The 20,733-nt window shown below is 49.8% G+C and carries 8 protein-coding genes; 4 read left to right on the top strand and 4 right to left on the bottom strand.

What is annotated here, in order from left to right:
• Positions 1 to 193: 193 nt before the first annotated feature.
• The gene (dtd, locus tag HQ41_RS03465) at positions 194 to 649 is read right to left on the bottom strand and encodes a D-aminoacyl-tRNA deacylase (protein WP_044187951.1); all 456 of its coding nucleotides are present in this window, start codon (positions 647 to 649) and stop codon (positions 194 to 196) included.
• Between the two features lie 15 nt (positions 650 to 664).
• The gene (gene uvrC, locus HQ41_RS03460; protein ID WP_044187949.1) at positions 665 to 2,470 is read right to left on the bottom strand and encodes an excinuclease ABC subunit UvrC; all 1,806 of its coding nucleotides are present in this window, start codon (positions 2,468 to 2,470) and stop codon (positions 665 to 667) included.
• A gap of 1,419 nt (positions 2,471 to 3,889) precedes the next feature.
• Between uvrC and HQ41_RS03455 the strand changes: the two genes are divergently transcribed.
• From HQ41_RS03455 to HQ41_RS03445, 3 genes are read left to right on the top strand one after another with little or no spacing between them, the layout of a single operon-like run.
• Positions 3,890 to 7,006, top strand: coding sequence for a SusC/RagA family TonB-linked outer membrane protein (locus HQ41_RS03455; protein ID WP_052405264.1), 3,117 nt, complete (start codon positions 3,890 to 3,892; stop codon positions 7,004 to 7,006).
• Positions 7,007 to 7,023: 17 nt separating this feature from the next.
• On the top strand, positions 7,024 to 8,772 hold the full coding sequence (locus HQ41_RS03450; RefSeq protein WP_044187947.1) for a SusD/RagB family nutrient-binding outer membrane lipoprotein: 1,749 nt from the start codon (positions 7,024 to 7,026) through the stop codon (positions 8,770 to 8,772).
• 39 nt (positions 8,773 to 8,811) lie between these two features.
• Positions 8,812 to 12,780 carry a discoidin domain-containing protein gene (locus HQ41_RS03445; RefSeq protein ID WP_081964744.1) on the top strand — a complete coding sequence of 1,323 codons (3,969 nt, stop codon included), beginning with the start codon at positions 8,812 to 8,814 and terminating at the stop codon, positions 12,778 to 12,780.
• Positions 12,781 to 12,871: 91 nt separating this feature from the next.
• On the opposite strand, the gene HQ41_RS03440 is transcribed toward HQ41_RS03445, so the two are convergent.
• The gene (locus tag HQ41_RS03440; RefSeq protein WP_052405262.1) at positions 12,872 to 13,663 is read right to left on the bottom strand and encodes a DUF3575 domain-containing protein; all 792 of its coding nucleotides are present in this window, start codon (positions 13,661 to 13,663) and stop codon (positions 12,872 to 12,874) included.
• Positions 13,664 to 14,422: 759 nt separating this feature from the next.
• On the opposite strand from HQ41_RS03440, the gene HQ41_RS03435 reads away from it, so the two are divergent.
• Entirely contained in the window at positions 14,423 to 17,461 is a 3,039-nt protein-coding gene (locus HQ41_RS03435) for a PD-(D/E)XK nuclease family protein (RefSeq protein WP_044187945.1), read from the top strand.
• A 135-nt stretch (positions 17,462 to 17,596) separates the two neighbouring features.
• On the opposite strand, the gene ppc is transcribed toward HQ41_RS03435, so the two are convergent.
• Positions 17,597 to 20,245, bottom strand: coding sequence for a phosphoenolpyruvate carboxylase (ppc, locus tag HQ41_RS03430; RefSeq protein ID WP_081964743.1), 2,649 nt, complete (start codon positions 20,243 to 20,245; stop codon positions 17,597 to 17,599).
• Positions 20,246 to 20,733 lie beyond the last annotated feature (488 nt).

Genomic DNA, 20,733 nt, shown 5'->3' with positions numbered 1-20,733 from the left:
GGGGATAGTATTCAAGGCTCCCAAAGCCGCTCAAACACTCAAAAAACATCGAGAAAGATACAAGAAACTTTGAGCGGCGCATTGCGCAATAGTCTCAAGAAACACACCTCCCCACCCATCAAGCCTCACAACAAAAAAGGGAGGATCAAGCCCCAAGACTCAACCCTCCCCTCAATGACACCCCATAGGCTGACTAGAACTCTCGGGCGTGACTATCCATAATAATCGTAACAGGGCCATCGTTTACCAACCCGACCTGCATATCCGCTCCAAAGACACCACACGAAATAGCCCGAGAGAGCAAACCCTCAAGCTCTCTCCCGAGCGCCTCGTATAGAGGCACTGCAACTTCTGGACGAGAAGCCTTGATGTAGCTAGGGCGATTGCCCTTCTTTGTTGAAGCCATCAAAGTAAATTGGCTAACCAGCAGAATATCTCCACCAACCTCGACGACACTCCGATTCATCACTCCCTCCTCATCATCGAAGACCCGCAGGGCAGCTATTTTCTTCGCCAAATAACGAACATCCTCATCCGTGTCCCTATCCTCTATCCCAACCAAGACAACTAAACCAAGACCAATACTAGACCTCAACTCTCCGTCAATATGTAGCTCCGCCTTGGAGCATCTCTGTACGACAATCCTCATATATCAATCGATTATTCATTGTTCCACGTGCAACGCCTCATAGATCAGCCGAGCTTTCTTAGCCCCCACAATCAGCGCAAGCTCACTCTCCGAGGCCTCCGATAGGCGTTTGACACTCTTAAACGAAGCCAAAAGCTGATCCTTAGTCTTAGACCCAATCCCCCGAACGTAATCCAGCTTTGATGCCACCTGCCCCCTACTCCTCACATCTCGGTGGAAGCTGATCGCAAAGCGGTGTACCTCCGATTGAATCTGCTCCAACAAACGGAAGGTTGGGCTCTGATGCCTAACCGGCACGGAGCGCATCGACAACCCACAGAGCAGCTCACTCGTTTGGTGACGTTCGTCCTTAGCCAAGCCCGCCACCGGAATATCCAACCCCAACTCTTGGAGCACCTCCTGAACGACCCCCATCTGCCCCTTACCTCCATCGACAAGGATCAAATCGGGTATCCCCCCACCCTCCTGCTGCATCTTGCCGTATCGCCTTGAGGCAACCTCACGCATGGAGGCGTAGTCGTCCGCACCCTCGACAGAGCGAATGTGATATTTACGATAGTCCTTCTTACTCGGCACAGCACGTTTGAAGACAACACAGGCTGCCACTGGGCTACTACCTTGTATATTGGAGTTATCGAAGCACTCTATATGTAGGGGCAATCGGTCGAGCGAGAGCAACTCCTTGAGCTCACCTAGGGTCTGCATCATGCGTTGATCAGGGTTGAGCCGCTCGGCTTGCTTATACTTATCCACTCGATACTGACGCACATTACGCTCCGAGAGCTCGAGCAGCCTCTTCTTATCCCCACGCTGTGGCACCGTGATGATTACACCAGAGAGCTCCCAATCGAGCACAAACGGCAGAATAACCTCACGTGCTCGACTATCAAACCGCCTACGCAGCTCAAGAATCATCGATGCCAGCAGCTCCTCATCTGTTTCGTCTAGCTGCGCCTTGTACTCCACTGTCTGCGCCTTATTGACCATACCCTGAGAGATGTGCAGATAATTGACATAGATACTACGGTCATCACGATCGAAGCTAAAGACATCTACATTATGTATATGATGCGGCGCCACAGTATGCTTGACCTGATACTGCTCCAAGTGCTCTAGACGCTCCTTATAGACCTGAGCTTCCTCAAAACGAAGCTCCTCGGCCAAGCGCAGCATCTCCTCCCGATATAGCTCAATAACCGTGGAGAGGTCACCACGCAGCAAACTAACAATCTCTCTAATATTGGCATCATAGTCGGCACGAGCCTGCGCTCCGATACAAGGAGCCTTGCATCGCTTGATGTGATACTGCAGACACTCTTTGTATCGCCCATCAAGAATTTTCTGTGGACTGAGATCTAGGCTACACGTACGTATCGGATAGATATCCTGTATCATCGCCAGCGTGGCACGCGCCATCTGCACACTCGGATATGGCCCGAAGCGCAGAGAGCCATCTCGACTGGCACGACGCTCCACCAAAACCCTAGGGAAAGGCTCATTCTTAACGATAATCTCGGGATAAGTCTTACCATCTTTGAGGAGGATATTATAGCGAGGCTGATGCTCTTTGATGAGTGCATTTTCCAAAATCAGAGCATCGGACTCGGTTTCTACCACGACATACTCAATCTGCTTAATCTGGCGAACGAGTAGCTTCGTCTTGGCATTGGGCAGATCTTTCTGGAAGTAACTACTGACTCGCTTGCGCAAATTTTTAGCCTTACCCACATAAATCACCCTACCCTCGTCATCGAGATACTTGTAGCACCCGGGGGACTCGGGCAGTGTCGGGAGTATTTGTTTGATTTCGTCTAGTGTCATAACTCGAGCGGATCATATCCTTCTACGACAAAGTTAGCCTTTTGCCACGAACTCCCCCCCGTATCTCTCCCCTAAAGCATATATAATCGTCGCAACAAACAAACCTCAAAAAACAGCAAGCCCACCGAGAGGCAAAATTTATATTTTAGATCACCTGTGAGCATATTGATGGGGGAACAAAGCCGCAGGAGAGAACAAAGCGCAGCCCCCATATTTACCCCCTAGCAAGCCCCACATAGCACTCAGACCCATTTGAGCATCTCACATAGCTGTACGAAAAGATCTCCCCAAGCATGAAGAGAAAGCAAAACCCTATATACCAAATACATAAAAGAACAGAAGCAAGAAATCCCACAAAATAGCGGGCATCTTTTACTATTTCTCCCCATCAATCTTTTGAAATTGGTGGACACATCTAAGAGGATTAATCCTTCAATCCCAACGAATCAGTCCTTCAAATTCTCAAGAAGCACCAACCAAGCTCACGAAAATTCCTCCAGATCACTCCAAAACCTACGCACAGAAAATCTACATATATTAACAGAAAAGATGAAACGCTCAATTTGCCAATCAAACAGAGAGACAAATACCAGCTACCGAGTGCTATCCCTCAATACAAAGGTCCGAAAACGCCCTTAGACAGCCGGCCAAATCCAACACACTTCGCTCAAGGCCCTTTCTAGGCGTTTTACGGGGCTTTATCAGCCGCCTAATACTTCACTCCACAAGACCCGAGATAATCGATTCTAGAGCATATTTATATCTCCCTGATTTATAGTCACTAATAAAAATCCAAACAAAAAACCTTGTGACTACCCCCATTCCTCGTTATTGCATCTTACTAAGCCTCCCCCAGAATAGAGTCATCTAAATAATTATGTACAGCCTCAGACTCAGAAAAGATAAACAAAACAAAAAGCGAACAATAGACAAAAGAAAGTGAATAAAAGAACAGATGCAAATACCGAAATAAGCAAAAAAGATCAGACACACCCCCAAGAGGAGCGCTATTTATCAACAAAAACCTATTTATCACAAATAAATCCTATTAAAACATCGATTAACCAAATGCTAAAATAACCCCAGACTTCTAATTAATTTATTTCATATAAATCTAACAATCAAATATATAACGGAAATAAATATTTTGAAGATCTTGCTTGCTATATGGCGTAAATGTCTACCTTTGGCACGAAATCAACTTAGGAAGTAATAGCAAATCTCATCAATGACGGAGAATGGATACTAGGGAAAGGCGTAAGACTAAAATCTAGGCTATCGGAGCAAGCGCCAGATAGTGCAAACATACTGAACGAATTCTGAAGCTCCGATCTATACCACCCTACTACCCCCCAAAACATACCAGCGTAGTCAGTTCAATAAATTCAATACTATAACAGCTAATTCTGGCAAATAATAATGAAGCAGAAAGCACAGCTATTATTATCCCCAGCCCTAGCACTGTCTTTGGCACTTGCGCCTATCTCACTACACTCTAGCGAAGGCATACGGACAGAAACACAACAGCAGCAGGGCAAAGGCAAGATCTATCGTGGACAGATTGTAGATGAAACAGGGGAAACACTTATCGGAGTCAATGTACGCATCAAAGGCACCTCGCAGGGCGTAGTGACAGACCTTGATGGCAACTTCAGCATCGGCACCTCAATGCCCAATCCCACCCTACTACTATCGTACATCGGCTATGCGCCCATGGAGGTGACTGCTACCGACGGAGTGATGAAAATCGTGATGAAGTCGGACACACAGACCATCGATGAGGTAGTCGTGACGGCACTAGGCATCAAGCGAGAGAAAAAAATGCTAGGCTATGCCTTCCAAGACGTCAAGAGTAGCGAGCTCAACAAAACTGGCAACCCCTCTGTCACTGGTGCACTACAAGGCAAGGTAGCAGGGCTACAAATGAACATATCTGGTACGGGACTAAGCGGATCGACCAAGATTACCCTACGAGGCAACTCATCTCTCACAGACAATAACCAACCTCTCTGGATTGTCGATGGCGTCCCTTTCAATGACAACAGCAGCTCGGGAGCCTCGCTATTCGGGGGTGTAGACAGAGGCGGTGTAACCGCAGATATCAACCCCGAGGATATTGAGTCGATCTCTGTACTCAAAGGCCCTAACGCAGCAGCGCTGTATGGTTCGAGAGCTGGTAATGGTGTAATCCTCATCACAACGAAAAAGGGGAATAAGGGCGAGGGATTCGGCGTTACCTACAACGGCAACTTCACTTGGAGCCAAGTCGGAGCCTCTCTGGAGCAACAACGCACCTACGGGCAGGGCTCCAATGGCCAGTTTAACCCTAGTGTATCCGAGAGCTTCGGCCCCAAGCTAGACGGACACGAGTATGAGGCTTGGAATGGACAGAAACGCCCCTACGGGCTCAACGGCAATAAGCTCAGAGATTACTTCCAAACGGGGTTTGCCCAAACCCACAACATCTCCATAGGAGGCGTGACGGACAAGTCGGACTACCGTATCTCCTTCGGCGATACGCGTAGCACAGGTCTATTCGCTCGGGAAGAGATCAACAAGAACAATCTAGACCTCAAGGCTGGCATGACGATGAACAAGTACCTAAGCCTTGACACCAAGATTTCACTTTCTCGTTCTCAGGCAATCAATAGACCTACCTTCGGGATTGGGGGTGAGATCTACCCGCTCATCTATATGCCGCACAACATCAATCTAGATGACCTCAAGACCTACAAGAACGATACACACAGGCATATCAACTATGTAGGACCCTTCCCTCAAGATCTCAACCCTTACTACATCAACAATCAGCGCGACAACGAAGACCAACGCTGGCGTGGATTCGGCTACGCCTCAGCCAAGATCAACTTCACCGACTGGCTCTTCCTACAAACCAAGTATGCTTTCGACTACTACCACACCGATATAGAGGAAAAAGACCGTACAGACGGGATTGTAGAGCAGACCAATGAACAGTACCTCAGCAGAGAAGAGAACTTCTTCGAGCAGAACGCAGAGGCAATACTCTTCGGGAACAACAACATCGGCGATCGCATCCGCATCAACTATACCGCTGGGGTGAGCGAGATGTCTCAGAAGACTCACTACCTGATGGGGGTATCGAAGAATATGCTCAACAACAACTACTGGAGCCATAACTCCGCACAAGGCTTCAACGCTGCAGGCAATGGCCTATCCCGACGGAAGACTCGCTCGGCTTTCGGCTCATTCCAGTTCGCTTGGGACGAGTACCTCTCTCTCGATCTCACGGCTCGCAATGACTGGTCCTCTACCCTACCGCTCAACAACAACTCATACTTCTATCCCTCGGCCAACCTCAGCTTCGTATTCTCGGAGCTGATGAAGCAAAAGAATGCTCGCCCTTCGTGGCTCTCCTTCGGCAAGGCTCGCCTCTCATGGGCGCAGGTCGGCAAGGACACGGAGCCATTCCGCCTTGTGAATACTGGATCTTGGAGGCAGGAGCCATCAGGCCCAGTCTTCACGCCACCTAGCGAGAAATACAACGAAGACCTCAAACCCGAGATCTCATCATCTATCGAGGCTGGTCTTGATATGAAGTTTTTTGACAATCGTCTTGGCTTTGACTTCACATACTATCATAGCACTACGACCAACCAGATCACACGTATCCCACAGCCTCGCTCCTCTGGATATAGCTGGAAGCTGGTAAATGCTGGCGAGATCGTCAATTCAGGCTTCGAGCTAATGCTCTACGGCACACCCGTCCGCACCAAGGACTTCGAGTGGACTATGACCCTTAACCTCTCGCACAACAATACGATCGTACGCAAGCTCGACCCAGAGAGCAAGTATATGAGCTTCAACTTCAGAGGGGACAACCTACTAGTCGATGTGGGAGCCTTCGAGGGCGGACGCCTTGGCGACATTCTCGGCACCAAGTCCTACAAGCGCAATGAAGCTGGTCAGGTTATTACACGCAATGGTATTCCCCTATTCGACACCGACAAGCCGAAAGTCATCGGCAACATACAGCCAGACTTTTTGGCTTCAATCAGCCCTACGCTTTCCTATAAGGGGCTATCACTCTCGGCTCTATTCGATGCTCGCTTCGGCGGACAAGTGGTATCTGTGTCCGAGTCTATCGCAGCAGCCAAGGGTATGGCTAAGCGCACAGAGCAGCGTGGCGAATTCGTTTTCGGTGGTATAGACGAAACAACTGGTCAGCCCAACACAACCGCTATCTCTGCCGAGAGTTTCTACCGAGCCGTAGGTGGTCTAAACGGAGTAGCCGAGGAGTTTATCTATAGTGCTTCGTTTATTCGCTTCAAAGAGCTCTCGCTCTCTTACTCATTGCCCAAGAAGTGGCTCAGATCCACTCCTCTCAGAGATATTAGACTATCGGTAGTAGGGCGCAATCTAGGCTACCTCCTCAGCCATACACCGGGTACTAGCCCAGAGGGAGGATTTGACATCAGCATGTTCTCACAGGCTATCGACTTCACGTCTGTACCTTACACCCGTACGCTTGGGTTCTCTCTCAATGTGCAATTCTAAAGCAAGCAGCCAATCTCATGAATCAGATCAGTAAATACATCACGTCTAGCCTTGTCGCCTCGCTTCTGCTTGGCCTCATATCTTGCACCGATGGTTTTAGGGAACTGAATACCGACCCTACAACCCCTCCTTACATACACAAGCCAGAAGAGCCCAAACCGCAGCCAGAGCCAGAAGAGCCTAGCGAGGGCGACTACCAGAGTATTGCCCTTGCCAAGCAAATATCGGAGGAGGCTATGCAAGCACTCAAAGAGAGCGAGGGTACAATCGGGGCTAGCTTCCGCTCGCTCACATATCAGGGGCTAGTAGATGACTATCAGCGTACGACCAACCTCACGCACGACATCTACGCAGGCTACTTTGCGCACAACAATCCAAACTTCAGTGCCAATTCACCCGTATATGTCTATACAGCCGACTGGTCCGATCGCCGCTGGAATCACTTCTACCAGGAGCGGACTTCGGAGTACCAGACTGTAGCCAAGGTAGCGTACTATATAGACAAGGAGAAGTATCACAATGCTTTCTATATGGCTCGTGTCTACTATGCCTTCCTCCTCTCTACGATGACAGATACTTACGGTGATATCCCGGTGACACCCATGATTAAGTGCCAGCCAGCACCAACTCATGCGACCTATCAGCCTCAGTCGGAGGTCTACGATAAAATCTTTCTACTCCTCGAGGAGGCAAGCAAACAGCTCGATCCTGCTCGCGCTGGGTTCGTCTTCGACAAGCGTGATGACAGATGTTTCGAGGGCGATGTAGCCAAGTGGCAACGCTTTACCAATACACTTCGTCTACGCCTAGCCCTACGCATCAGCAATGTAGACCCAGTGAGAGCAAAAAAGGAAGGAGAAGCTGCTCTGGCTCATCCAGCAGGCTTGATGAAAAGCCAAGAAGATCGTATGCGTACCGTCCCCAAATATGCTCCAGTAGAGCTTGGAGGAGATGACGATAGTGGGAGCGAAAACGAAGTCGCCAACTGTAGCTATCGCTATCTAGACGCTGTGATGAGCAAAGACCTAGAGCTTGCCTACTACAATCTAAGTGCGGACATTGATCCACGTTGCCCTATCAGCTGGTTTAGACCAACGCCCAAACGCTTCCTAGACCAAGGGGTAGACAACCCTAATATGAAGTTTACAGGCAGTGAGATTGGCAATATGAATGTGGACAGAACGCCCGACAAATACTCCGTGCTACGTGTGATGCATAAGGAAGGGAAGAAGCTCTCCGACACACATTGGTTCAGCTACAGCCGCGAATTTATTTGGTTTGGCTATGCCGAGTGTAAGTTCCTTCAAGCCGAGGCGGCCCTACGTGGCTGGGCTAATGCTGGCGGAAGCGCCGAGCAACTCTACCTAGAGGGTATTCGTGAGTCTATGCGCTACTACCACCTACCCGAGGATAAAACAGAGGCATACATCGCAGGCCTCAAGAACAATCCCTTCGATGGAGGCGATAGAGAGGCTCAGCTCGAGGCGATCATTACACAGAAGTGGCTAGCAGTCTTCCCCAATGGCAATGAGGCGTGGGCCGAATATCGCCGTACGGATTACCCCAGACTGCGCAACCCTCTCAACAATCTATCGGCCGATGTCCCCGTAGGGAAATTCATCAAACGAGTGAGTTATCCTATCTCCGATATAGTAAATAATGAGAATGCTCCCAAAGATGCCAAGCAAGGAGACCGAGTTTGGTGGGATGTCGCCGACACCAATGGTGCACCCAATGAGCGAGCCATACCCAACAACTTCCGTTAAATCACCAATCAATTATACCTTAATTTAATTCAAAAAATTATGCGATTAAGAAAAATTGTGCCTGTACTTATGGCGTCTTGCACGCTTGGGCTGAGTGCAGTAGCCCAGCAACCTTTTGGAGGATGCTGGCATCCCGACGGGATCAAGAACTGGTCGATTGACAAGTATCCCGAGGCCAAGTTCAACAGAAGTACCATTCCTTTACAAAAACGCATCAAAGACGACGGGATCAAAGCCAATGCCGACCAGAAGTATCAAGGTAAGGTAGCAGCTTGCCTAACGATGAACCCCAACTGTAGCACTACACCTGCTCAGGGAGCCAACAACTTCATCGGCTACAACCCTAACCACTGGCAATATATGGACGTCGTAGTCTGGTGGGGTGGTTCGGCTGGCGAAGGGCTTATCACGGCTCCCTCTGCCCCAGCGATCGATATCGCACACCTACATGGCGTTCGCATCCTTGGCACACTCTTCTTCCCCGAGCTAGAGCATGGAGGCAATCCCAAGGAAGCAGACAAAATGTTTACTATGGAGAACGGCACATATCCCTACGCCATCAAGCTCTACGAGATCGCTCGTGACCTTGGTTTCGACGGCTGGTTGCTCAATGACGAGGGTAGCTCCCGCCATATTAGCAATGAGCAATGGACTGGCTTCATGAAAGCTTTCCTAGACAAAGCCAAAAGCGAAGGTAAAGATATGGAGCTACAGTACTATGATGCTAACATCTACATTGGCAATGATCTCAAAAACTGGCTCAAATGGGAAGGAAATCCCGGAGTATCCTACTTCGTCAACTATGGCGGAGACGGAAGAGCATCGGCCAATAAAGCATCTTTGGTCAAAGAGCTTGGCGCAGATCGATACTTCGACAAGGTCTACTACGGGATCAATAATGCAACGTATGGTATCTATGGCGGTGGCTCCATCTTCAACAATCTTTTTCCAGCCAAACAAAACGAACACGTCGGCTCTATCCAACTCTTCAACCCAGAAGAGCAGATTTGGAAAAAGAAAGTAGAACGCCTACTTGGTACCCCAGAGGCTTCGGGACCCCAAGCTTACACGGCCATGAGCGAGGTCTTCAAAAATGCAAGCAAATTTTGGGTAAACAACTCTGTTGATCCATCTAAAACAAGGAGTAGTAATGGTTATTCTTGGCCCGGACTATCTGCTGGAATCCAAGAGCGCAGCGCCATTACATCCCTTCCATTCGTTACAAGCTTCGGTACAGGTCTCGGTAAATACAGATTCGTACAGGGCGAGAAGCGTGGCACAGGAGACTGGTACCACGTTGGGATGCAGGACGTACTGCCCACTTGGAGATGGTGGATTGAACCTAAAAACGGAGGTGTAAAAAGCAACATACACCTTGATTTCAACTGGGATGATGCCTACAACTCTGGTAGTAGCCTTGTTGTCTCTGGATCAATCAGAGCTAAGGCCGAATATCTAGTTCACTTGTACAAAACAAAGATTAACCTCAAGGGCAATGAAGTTGTAGAGCTAGTCTACAAGGGCGACACTGACAAAATCTTTGAGCTCGTTGTATCGACAGATATCAATGGAAAGGAAACTCAAGCAATTGAGTTCACAACTACAGAGCCTACACAAAACGGCTGGTCTATTGCCAAAGCATCGCTGAAGGCTCTCGCAGGTAAAGACCTCCGCATGCTATCCCTCAACTTCAAACCTCACAAGAGCATCAATAACTACAACCTCAAGCTCGGTCAGCTCTCAATTAAGGCAGAGGATTATACCCCTAAGAGTGGAGTCGTAACCAACCTCAAGAGCCAAAATCAACTGCAAGAGGCCGTCTCGGATATTCGTTTAATTTGGGATGCTGCCAAGAGCGATGATATTCACCACTACAACGTTTACTTCGAACGCTCAGGAGAGTCTAAAAAGCTTGTGGGACAGACACGTAATGAGGGCTTCTATATTGATAAGTTTACTCGTAAAGACGAATCAGAAAAGGAGGCTAAAGTGTATGTGAGAGCGGTAACCAAAGATATGAAGGAGTCTGCCACGGAGGCTACTCTAGTCCTAAAATATCCAGATCTTACTGCCCCAGAGGTACGCATCTCTGCAAGCAAAACACTCGCCACTGTAGGCTCCCAAATCGTCTTTACAGCTCATGCCAACAAGTTCCCTAAAAAGTATGAATGGGTAACACCCAAGGGAGCAAAGCTCGTCAGCGCGACAGAAAACAAGGCAACATTTAAGTTTGACCAAGCTGGTCTATACGCCATCACTGTCAAAGTAAGCAACGAAGCAGGTACTACGACTAAGACCGTAGAGGGCTTGGTTGAGATCAGCGATGAGAAGAATCTCCAAAACGTGGCAAGAAGCGGACAAATCAGCAATGTGAGTGGCTACACAAACGAAAAGGAACACCCACGCAACCTGCTCGATGGCATCACGGCTCCATCGGATATTAGCAAAAAATGGTGTGCTGGCGGTAGCTTCTCACACTGGGTAGTTATTGACCTGAAGAAGCCCTACAACCTGTATCGCTTCAAGTTCTACGACTGCCGTCCAATCGAAGGGTTCGAAAATGTCTCCAACTACAAGATTGAGCTTAGCAACAACAATGCGGATTGGATAGAAGTGCTTAATGAGCAAGATCTCCCACAGTCTATGAACCAGAAGGACGCTTGGATTAAGCCCACCACAGCACGCTATGTACGCTTCACGCCGTATGACAAAGAGCAGCCCATTACCATTCGTATTTGGGAATTTGAAGCCTATGGTCTCGAAAGCAAACAAAAAATTGAGCAAATTGCCAATCAATCTCTGAAATTCTCAGAGAAGCGTACTCTATCAATACCCTACTCTTTGGGAGGAGAACAACGTGCCTCGGACTTTGCAGTCTCAGCGACCGTTGACAACGATCTAGTAAAAGTAGTAGGAGCAGTGACGGCAGATGACAATAACATCAATCTAACTCTAGAGGCAAGTCGGAAAGTAGGAAACTCCAAAGTGAAGGTTAAGCTGACCAATGGCGGACAGACCATCTACTCTGAGTTTGAGGTCAAAGTAATCGACCCAGATCGCTTCAACATCTTGGTAGGGAAATCCGTTACAATGGAAGCCAGTCAGGCATTACTTGATCTAGGCATCGATACAGATCTCAAACTAACCAAAGATCCTAAGGTGCTTGCAGATGGCGATAAGAGCAACGTATGGTTTACACCCGGCATCAGCTTCTCCGACTTTAATCTAACGTTCAAGTATGACCTAGGCTCTCTGCATTTCCTGTCTTCTTTCCAAATGTTCGCTCTCAAGGATGGTGATATTTTCGCCAAATATCCCCAAAACTGCGAAGTATTGATATCCGAAACTACTCAAGAGGACAGTGCCTATAAGCGTGTGCTAAAGCTTAATGAAGGAGATGGCATCAGTAGCGCCGTATCCTTCAAGGATGGACTCAAGGCTAGATATATTAAGGTTGTCATCACGACATCTGCTCAAGCAAATACTATCATATCTGAGCTCGAGATACTGGGTGCTCCTATCAAAACTCCAACCCATGCTATCACTAGCAATGTGACTGGGCAAGGTAAGATTGAGTTCGTTGGTATCGAAGACCCCACGCAAATAGCAGAGGGCACAGAGGTAACAGTCAAGGTAACACCAGATGCAGACTGGAAGCTCTCTAGCCTCAAAGCTAATGGCGAGGATATCACTAAGACCCTCAAGTTCACTGTTGGTGGACCAGTAACCGTAGAAGCTGTCTTCATCAAGAAGACTAGCCTAGAGGGCGTTGTAGACTCTAGCCTTCGTCTCTACCCCACCCTACTCAACCAAGGCGAACAGGCAACTCTGGAACTAGACCATGCAGGTAGCATCAGAGTACTGAGCCTCTCCGGCGTTACCCTCTGGCAGAGCGAAACCCTAGGCGGTAAGATCAATATCCCAACTGCCAGCCTATCATCAGGCACCTACATCATCGCCTTTACTTCGGCCAATGGTGTACAGAGCCTAAGGTTTATAGTGCGCTAATAAACTAATTTCAAACATCTTAAATAACTAGGGGCTGTGGCAAAATTCGATTTGCCACAGCCCCTAGTTATTTGGATCTGAATATAATACTCTAGAAACGGTAACCGATCGAGAGAGCCATTCGGAAGAAACCAAATGGCAAGCCTGTCGAAACCTTGGCGCCACGACCATTGATATCCACGAGTTTATCTTTGAGCTCGGGCAGATTCTCAGCCAAATCGTGCAAGTCTTCCCTAAACTTGCCCATCTCCTTCTGCGTCAGATCTGCAATTTCACTAGGCAGCTTGCCCTCGAGGGTTAGCTTGGCCATACTTGCATGTATACCAAGGATAGACCAGTCTAGGACGATATTCTTTTTGGAGCCAAACTTCCCCTGAACACCCATAAGTAGACCTGCACCGAGGGCGCTGAGGTTACCGCTTAGTCTGAGCTTGGCAAGTCTAGCATACTCATCTTGCTCAGATCCTGTGGATAGATTTGGACTGACATTGAAGCCTGCAACAGTATGGCTCTCGTAGCGCATATAGGGGGCAATGTAGAAACCACTACCATAGCCCTTACCTAGATACAAACGTAGCTCTGGTGTAATAGACTTGGAGCCAATGGTCAGGTCTGCAACCTCGGGAAATCTAGAGGATAGCAGGCCGACGAAAGGCAGTGCCCCAGTAGGCATCACATTGACCCCTAGCTGGAAGCTAAGAGGCTTAGCGAGGATACGCTCGGCATAGAAGCCGAAGTTGCGTGTAGCAAGGCCGGTTAGATTCATCTTAACGATCGTCTTACCATCTAGCAGTGCTCCATCTTTGGGATCGAAAGCTCTAGTCTGAGCCGTAGCACTTAGACTTGCAGCAATGAGGCAAAGAACAGATAGAAATTTCTTCACGAGTTTTTTGTTTGAAATGAATGATACTATGATTTATAAATTGGCTGCTAAGATAGATAATTAATGAATACAATTACCTGTTTCATAATACTATATAAATCTTAACATACTTACGCAATTAAACCTATCCCATAGGTTCGCCCAAACGTGAGCCGAAGGCAGATGAGGAGCTCGGAAGAGATCAAATATCTGCCTGAGCATTTGCATCAAATAGCAATGAAAATTTTTTACATCTCTAGCGACATTTGGGCATATATCTAGGCGAGTGACTAGAGAACCAAGGGAAAAGGCTACACCTCATATTTGGCCTCTAGAAGGCTCTATATCGTGCGCTTGCTCGTTTGGGCACTTCTCCCCAGCCGAACGAAAACAACCGCCTAAAACGAGTATTTTGTAAACAACTAATAATCAGATGTATAAAATGCATCTCTCGCTAATTTTATGCTTTCGTGTCGCCTTTTTGAGGATTTCTTCCCATCAATCTTTTGGGATCAGTGGGCACAGCTCAGGGGATTAGCCCATAAATCGCCCAAAATCAGTCCTTCCATTTTGGGCAAAGCTCCATCAACCTTTATCAATATCCTTGTTATTCTCTCAAATTCCTCAGTAATACGTTTACACTCCTTAACCAAAAAGATGAAGATCGAGCGATAAAATACCTAGCCATACGAGCCTCTCCTCTCGTTTGGGTAAGCATTTCATCATTTGATCAAAAAGCCTTTTCTTTGAGTATCACAATAAATAAGGACACCTATCTCGATGAAACCCTTCCTAGAGCAAGTAGCAGCTCACTACTGCGAGCGGCTAATACAGAACAGTCAGAGTCTAGCTCAGACGGACGCTCTACAATACCGCTTCGTCTTCCCCTCTCGCCGATCTCTACTATTCTTCCGGCACTATCTAGGGCGCATAGCCCCCTCGCCTATGTTTGCCCCCAAATGCCAGACCGTGGGGGATTTTATCCAAGGCCTTTTACCCGAGGTACGTGTCCTAGACCGCACGGCTCTGCTATTCGAGCTCTATCGCTGCCGCCAAGAGGAGGCAAATGCGGAGGAGGTAGAGCCCTTCGAGGATTTCTTGTACTGGGGCAATATCATCATCAAAGACTTTGACCTGCTAGACCAGCACCTCATCTCTGCCAAGGAGCTATATGCCAACCTAGCCGACTACCGAGAGATACAAGAGGACTTCAGCTATATGGAGCCCGACACGCTCGAGCTAATCGAGAGCTTCTGGAATGGATTTAGGAACCTCTCGGCTATGGACGAAGGCGAGCGTGTAGACTATCGCCGTAGCTTCGTAGACTTCTGGCAGAGCCTATGGCCCCTCTACCAGCGCTTCAACGAGCGCCTAGAAGCCACAGACTGTGGCTACGAGGGACGGATATATAGACAAGTAGCAGAGCGTGCCGTAGATTTGGTAGACGGCCTAGGAGAGCAGACACGTATCGTCTTCGTCGGCCTATTCGACATTACTCCTGCCGAGTTTAAGCTCTTTCGAGCACTCCGCCGCCGAGGTTACGCCGAGTTTTGCTGGGACGAGCAGGTACATATCCTCAGCGATAGCAAGCACCTCGCCAGTAAGGTCCTTCTCAAGAACAAAGAGCTACTGGGGCAGGTACAGGGTAGCTGGCTGGCAGAGCAGGGGGCTCGGTATCTGCCACAGCAAGTCGAGGTCATCAGCTGTGCCAGTACGATCTCACAGGTCAAAGCTCTGCCCCATATCTTGGGTGAGCTCGGTGTGCTGAGCGACGACCCCAGCGAGCTCACGACGGCTATGATACTGCCTAGCGAACAGCTACTGCTACCCACGGTGAGCTCTATCCCTACCGCATACCAGCATCTGAACATCACGCTGGGCTACCCACTCAACCGAACTCCCGTAGCGGTGCTGATGAGCCGCTGGATCCGCCTGCTACTCTCCTCCCATGATCATCGTAGCTACCGAGCCGATCAGCTCATCGCCCTGCTCAGCATACATCTACTAGGCGAGAGATACCCCCAGCTCATTGAGCTCTCGGACGCCATACGCAGGCAAAAGAACTACCACATATCGACCAGCTGGATCATGGAGCAAGCCGAGCTCTGCGCCCAAGACGAGGGCACCGAGCAGCAGGGCCAATTCATGCGCCTCGTCGAGATACTGCTACGCCCGAGTGAGAGAGCAGGGCAGTTTCTTGGCGATCTACAAGAATTTCTACAGGGGCTCATGGACCGCTCTCGCCTACCAGAGAGCAGGGAGCACGCAGAGGATATAGCGGTCACTCAGGACGATGGGCGAGTAGAGATCAGCATTTTCGATGCCGAGTTTATACACCACTACATTCGCCTCGTCAATCGTCTGAGAGGCTTGTCCGAGCAATATGCTCTAGACAGCATGCCTCTGTCCTCTGTCATCAGGCTATTGGAGGGTTTGGTCAGAGGGATAACCATTCCTTTTGAGGGGGATCCGTTGCGAGGATTGCAGGTCATGGGGCTTAGGGAGAGCAGTGCGCTACACTTCCCTAGGTTGATCTACCTCTCGGCACAAGAGGGACAAATGCCACGCAGCGGGCACGAAGCCACGCTTATCCCTCAGACCCTGAGGCGTGGATATCGCCTGCCTACGAGTCAGTGGCAAGACGCTACCGAGGCGTATCGCTTCTACCAGTCCATCGCCAAGGCCAAGGAGCTAATCCTCATCTACGGCCAAGATGATGCCATGGGAGGCAAGGGCGAGGAGAGTCGCTACATTCATCAGCTCGAGCTACTCTATGGCGTGCCCATAAACAGACGTGTGGCTCAGTCCACACCACGCAGAACCCCAGCGGAGCCTATCGTAATCTCCAAGCGGTCGCCCGAGGTAGCCCGTAGGCTATCCCTCTTCTCTCGCGACACAGCCTCGGGCGGACGTGCCCTCTCGGCCAGTCGTCTGGCTACCTACATCAGCTGTCCTCTACGCTTCTACTACGAGGCGATCCTCGAGATCTATGAGGAAGAAGAGCCACAAGAGCTAATGGCGTCCAATGAGTTTGGGAGTATCCTGCACGCCACAATGGAGGAGGTCTACAAGCCCTACACAGGCGGCAAGCCAATACCCGTGGCTCATCTGGAGCGTCTACTCGAGAAGGGTAATACAGAGATAGACCGCATCGTCACCGAGCTCTACATGGATAAGTACGGGAAGCAGGAAGCATCTGCCCTAGACAAGCTATACTGCGATATGATCGCTACCTATACACGCAGCATCATCGCCTACGACGCCACACATGAGCCAATCACATATCTAGAGAGCGAAGCCCATCTAGTGGCTCGAATAGACCTAGGCAATGGCGTAGAAATCAACTTCAAGGGAGATATAGACCGACTGGACATCGTACAGGGCGAGGACGATCCTATCCCTCGTGTGCGGGTCTTGGACTATAAAACGGGCCAAGACAAAGAACCGAAATTCACGTCTTGGGAGGAGCTCACGACCAAGACGGAGATGAAAGCCGTACTACAAACACTACTCTACTGCGAGCTACTCTGGCAGAATAAGGCCAACATACTGCCTAAGATGCCCAGCTACGCCATACAGCCGGGGGTTATGCGCCTAAAAGAGATGGGAACACAGAGCAAAAACTATAGTCCATACGTCACTTTCGGCTCACGAAAAGGTGCAGTCATCATAGCCGACTATGCCGACTATCGGCAAGAGTATCTAGATACCTTGACAGATCTGCTGCGTAGTGTCTTCGATCTAGAGCAGCCCTTCGTTCAGTGCCAAGACCTTGAGCATTGCAGGTACTGCCCCTTCCAGCTAAGTTGCGGGCGATAGAGCATACATGTGGATAGACCGATCCCCCAATCGTGTAGAGCCTTGGGCTCCGCTTGATTGGGGGATCGGTGTCTATGTGGCAGAGATAGTGGAGCAAAACCTTGGCTCTACCCCACTGCACTCTGTGTAGGTCTGCTAACCAGAGTTGCGCACGCCCGCTGCGATGCCCGAGATCGTCACCATAAGCGCCTGCTCGATGTCCTGCGAATAGTCCTCGGTAGAGCGAGAACGCTTGAGCAGCTCGGCTTGTAGCAGGTTGAGCGGTAGGACGAAGCTATTGCGCACAGCGACATTTTCCGCTGCACCGCCCTGCACATCTTCCATAAGTGTGCGGTCGTGCGAGATAGAGAGGATCGTAGCGGTGTCACGCACTAGGCGCTCACGCAAGTCCTGTCCTAGGTACTTGTATTCCTCGGCTACGAGCAACTGATCGTAATAGGCCGCCACAGCGATATCCGACTTGGCATACACCATCTCAAGCATACTAATACGGGTGTTGAAGAATGGCCACTCACGGTACATACGCTCTAGCAGATCTCGTCTGCCAGCCTCAAGTGCCTGCTGGAGTGCTTCCCCTGCTCCGAGCCAAGCGGGGAGCATTAGTCTATTCTGCGACCAGCTGAAGATCCACGGGATAGCTCGGAGGTTATCGATCGTGGGCGCTGCTCGGCGCTTAGCAGGGCGAGAGCCCATAGGGAGCTTGGAGAGCTCGGAGATCGGGGTGGCTTGGTCGAAGTAGTGAATGAAGTCTTCGTTGCCACGAACGACGCCTTGATAAATAGCACACGATGCATCACGCAGCTCGTCCATGACCTCACGCCACTCCTCTCGTGGCACAGGCGGTGGGAGCAAGTTAGCCTCGAGGATAGCCTCTAAATAGAGCCCAAGAGTGCGGATAGCCAATGCAGGCTGACCAAACTTGAAGCGAATCATCTCGCCCTGTACCGTCACACGCAGACCGCCACGCAGCGAACCGGGAGGCTGAGAGAATAGAGCCGTTTTGGCAGGGCCTCCACCTCGACCGATCGTACCACCACGACCGTGGAAGAGCGTCAAGCGTACTCCTGCCTCGTCGCAAACCTTGATCAGAGCCTCCTGTGCGCAGTACTGAGCCCAGCCTGCTGCCAGAGCCCCTGCGTCCTTGGCCGAGTCGGAGTAGCCGATCATAACCATCTGCTTGTTGCCGATGATGCCACGATACCAGCCGATAGAGAAGAGCTGACGCATAACATCTGCTGCATTCTCCAAGTCCTCGAGGGTCTCGAAGAGTGGACCTACTCCTAGGCGATAAGGACAGTTAGTTTCTTTGAGTAGCAGGTGTACGGCTAGGATATCCGATGGTGTCTGCGACATCGAGATCAGATATACGGGGATAACCCCCTCGGGTGTCTCGGCGATCACACGACACGTGTCGATGACCTCGGCTGTTTCGGCACTAGGCTGCCAACCTGCGGGGATCAGCGGACGGCGAGAGGCCAACTCTCGTATCAAGAACGCCTGCTTCTCCTCCTCACTCCAGCTGGCATAGTCCCCTAGACCTAGGTAGCGCAGTAGCTCGGAGATAGCCTCGGTGTGTCGGCTACTCTCTTGGCGTACGTCGGTCTTGACCAGAGTAACGCCGAAGGCACGCACACGGCGAAGCGTGTCGGTGAGCTTATCCCCTGCGATGCTCTCCATATCGCACGACACGAGAGAGCGGTAGCACTGCATCAGTGGCTCCCAGAGTTGGCTATCGTCCCAGATCACATCGGTAGGGATAGGCTGCGTGCTACCCTCGAGTCGCTCATCAATGTAGGCGATAGTATTGCGTAGCTGAGTGCGTAGTCGCTTCATCAGCTCACGATAGGGCTCCTGCACCTCGTCGTCTTGGATATAGGCACGGAACTCATCGGTGCAGTAGCTCATAGATAGCTCCTTGACTAGCACCTCAATGTCTACGAGGAAGAGCTTAGCTGCACGACGTCTATTCTGTAGGAGCACCTCTCGCGTCACACTGGCTGTGACGTTGGGGTTGCCATCTCTATCGCCACCCATCCATGCGGTGAACTGGATAGGACGTGCATCTATGGGCAGGGTGTAGCCCTCGAGCATTGCCTCTAGCTGCACATTGAGCTCACGGATAAACTCAGGCACGGCATACCAGAGGCTCGTTTCGATCACATCGTTGCCCCACTTGGCTTCCTCTACGGGCGTGGGGCGGCGCTTGCGGATCTCGTCGGTGTACCAGTACTGCACAATGAGCTGACGCAGGCGACGCATGAGCTGAGCTCGCTTGTAGTCTGGGAGATCTGCACGATCTAGTCGATCTAGGCAGTCGCTCGTTTCGTTGAGGTTGTTGATGAGCGAGCGACGGTTAATCTCTGTGGGGTGTGCCGTGAGTACGAGGTCTATCGAGAGCTGCTCGAGTGCCTTGATGATCTCCTCTCGGCTTGCGCCTTTGGCTTTGAGATCTTCACAGAGGCGAATGAACTGTATGGGATTATCTCGCCCTAGAGCCTGCTCGGAGATCAGGTTGAGCTGCTCGGCTGTATTGATTAGGTTGAGTGATTGGTTGAAGGCCTGTGCCACATAGAGCAGCTCTCTATCGGAGAGAGAGGCAATCGCCTCTAGTAGCTGGGGCGATGGTACGGTGCCATCGGTAGCGTCCTGATCTGCAAGGCGACGGATAGAGTCTATCTTGTCGCTTACTTCCTGACCAAGATCTTGACGCACGATGTCGGAGAGTAGACCCTTCAGAAGGACCAAATTGTCACTCATCTGCATTGTTTTCTTCGCACGACTCATAGTTTTCTTGTTTTAGTTACTCAAAAAGTTTCTTTTCTGCCTCAAAGATAAATAATACTTTTCATTTAATAGATATTTATTTCCTTATTTACTTCTCGATTGACGTTCAAACCCTCTCCACCACATGGATAGAGCAACCTTAAACATTTGTATTTAGGTACGTTAAAGCCTATCAATATGGAGGCCTAGAGCCTTTTACAGATTCATACAGACTGGAGGGTTAGATTTATATTTTAGCTCAATTATCGGAGTATTGGTGGGAAGCTGCTGCCCATGTGGAGGGAGAAAGTGGTAAATCTCGTATTTGGCTCCTAGCGGGCTCTAGACGGCGTTCGACCTCGTTTGGGCACTCCACCTCCAGCCGAGTGAAAATAACCGCCTAAAACGAGGGTTTTGCAAATAATTAATAACCAGATATATAAAACGCTCATCTGGCTAATTTTGTACTTTCATGTCGCCTTTTTGAGGATTTCTTCCCATCAATCTCT

Source organism: Porphyromonas sp. COT-290 OH860 (assembly GCF_000768935.1).
GTDB lineage: Bacteria > Bacteroidota > Bacteroidia > Bacteroidales > Porphyromonadaceae > Porphyromonas.
Note: the sequence above shows the minus strand (reverse complement) of the source record. Positions and strands in the feature narration are given on the sequence as shown.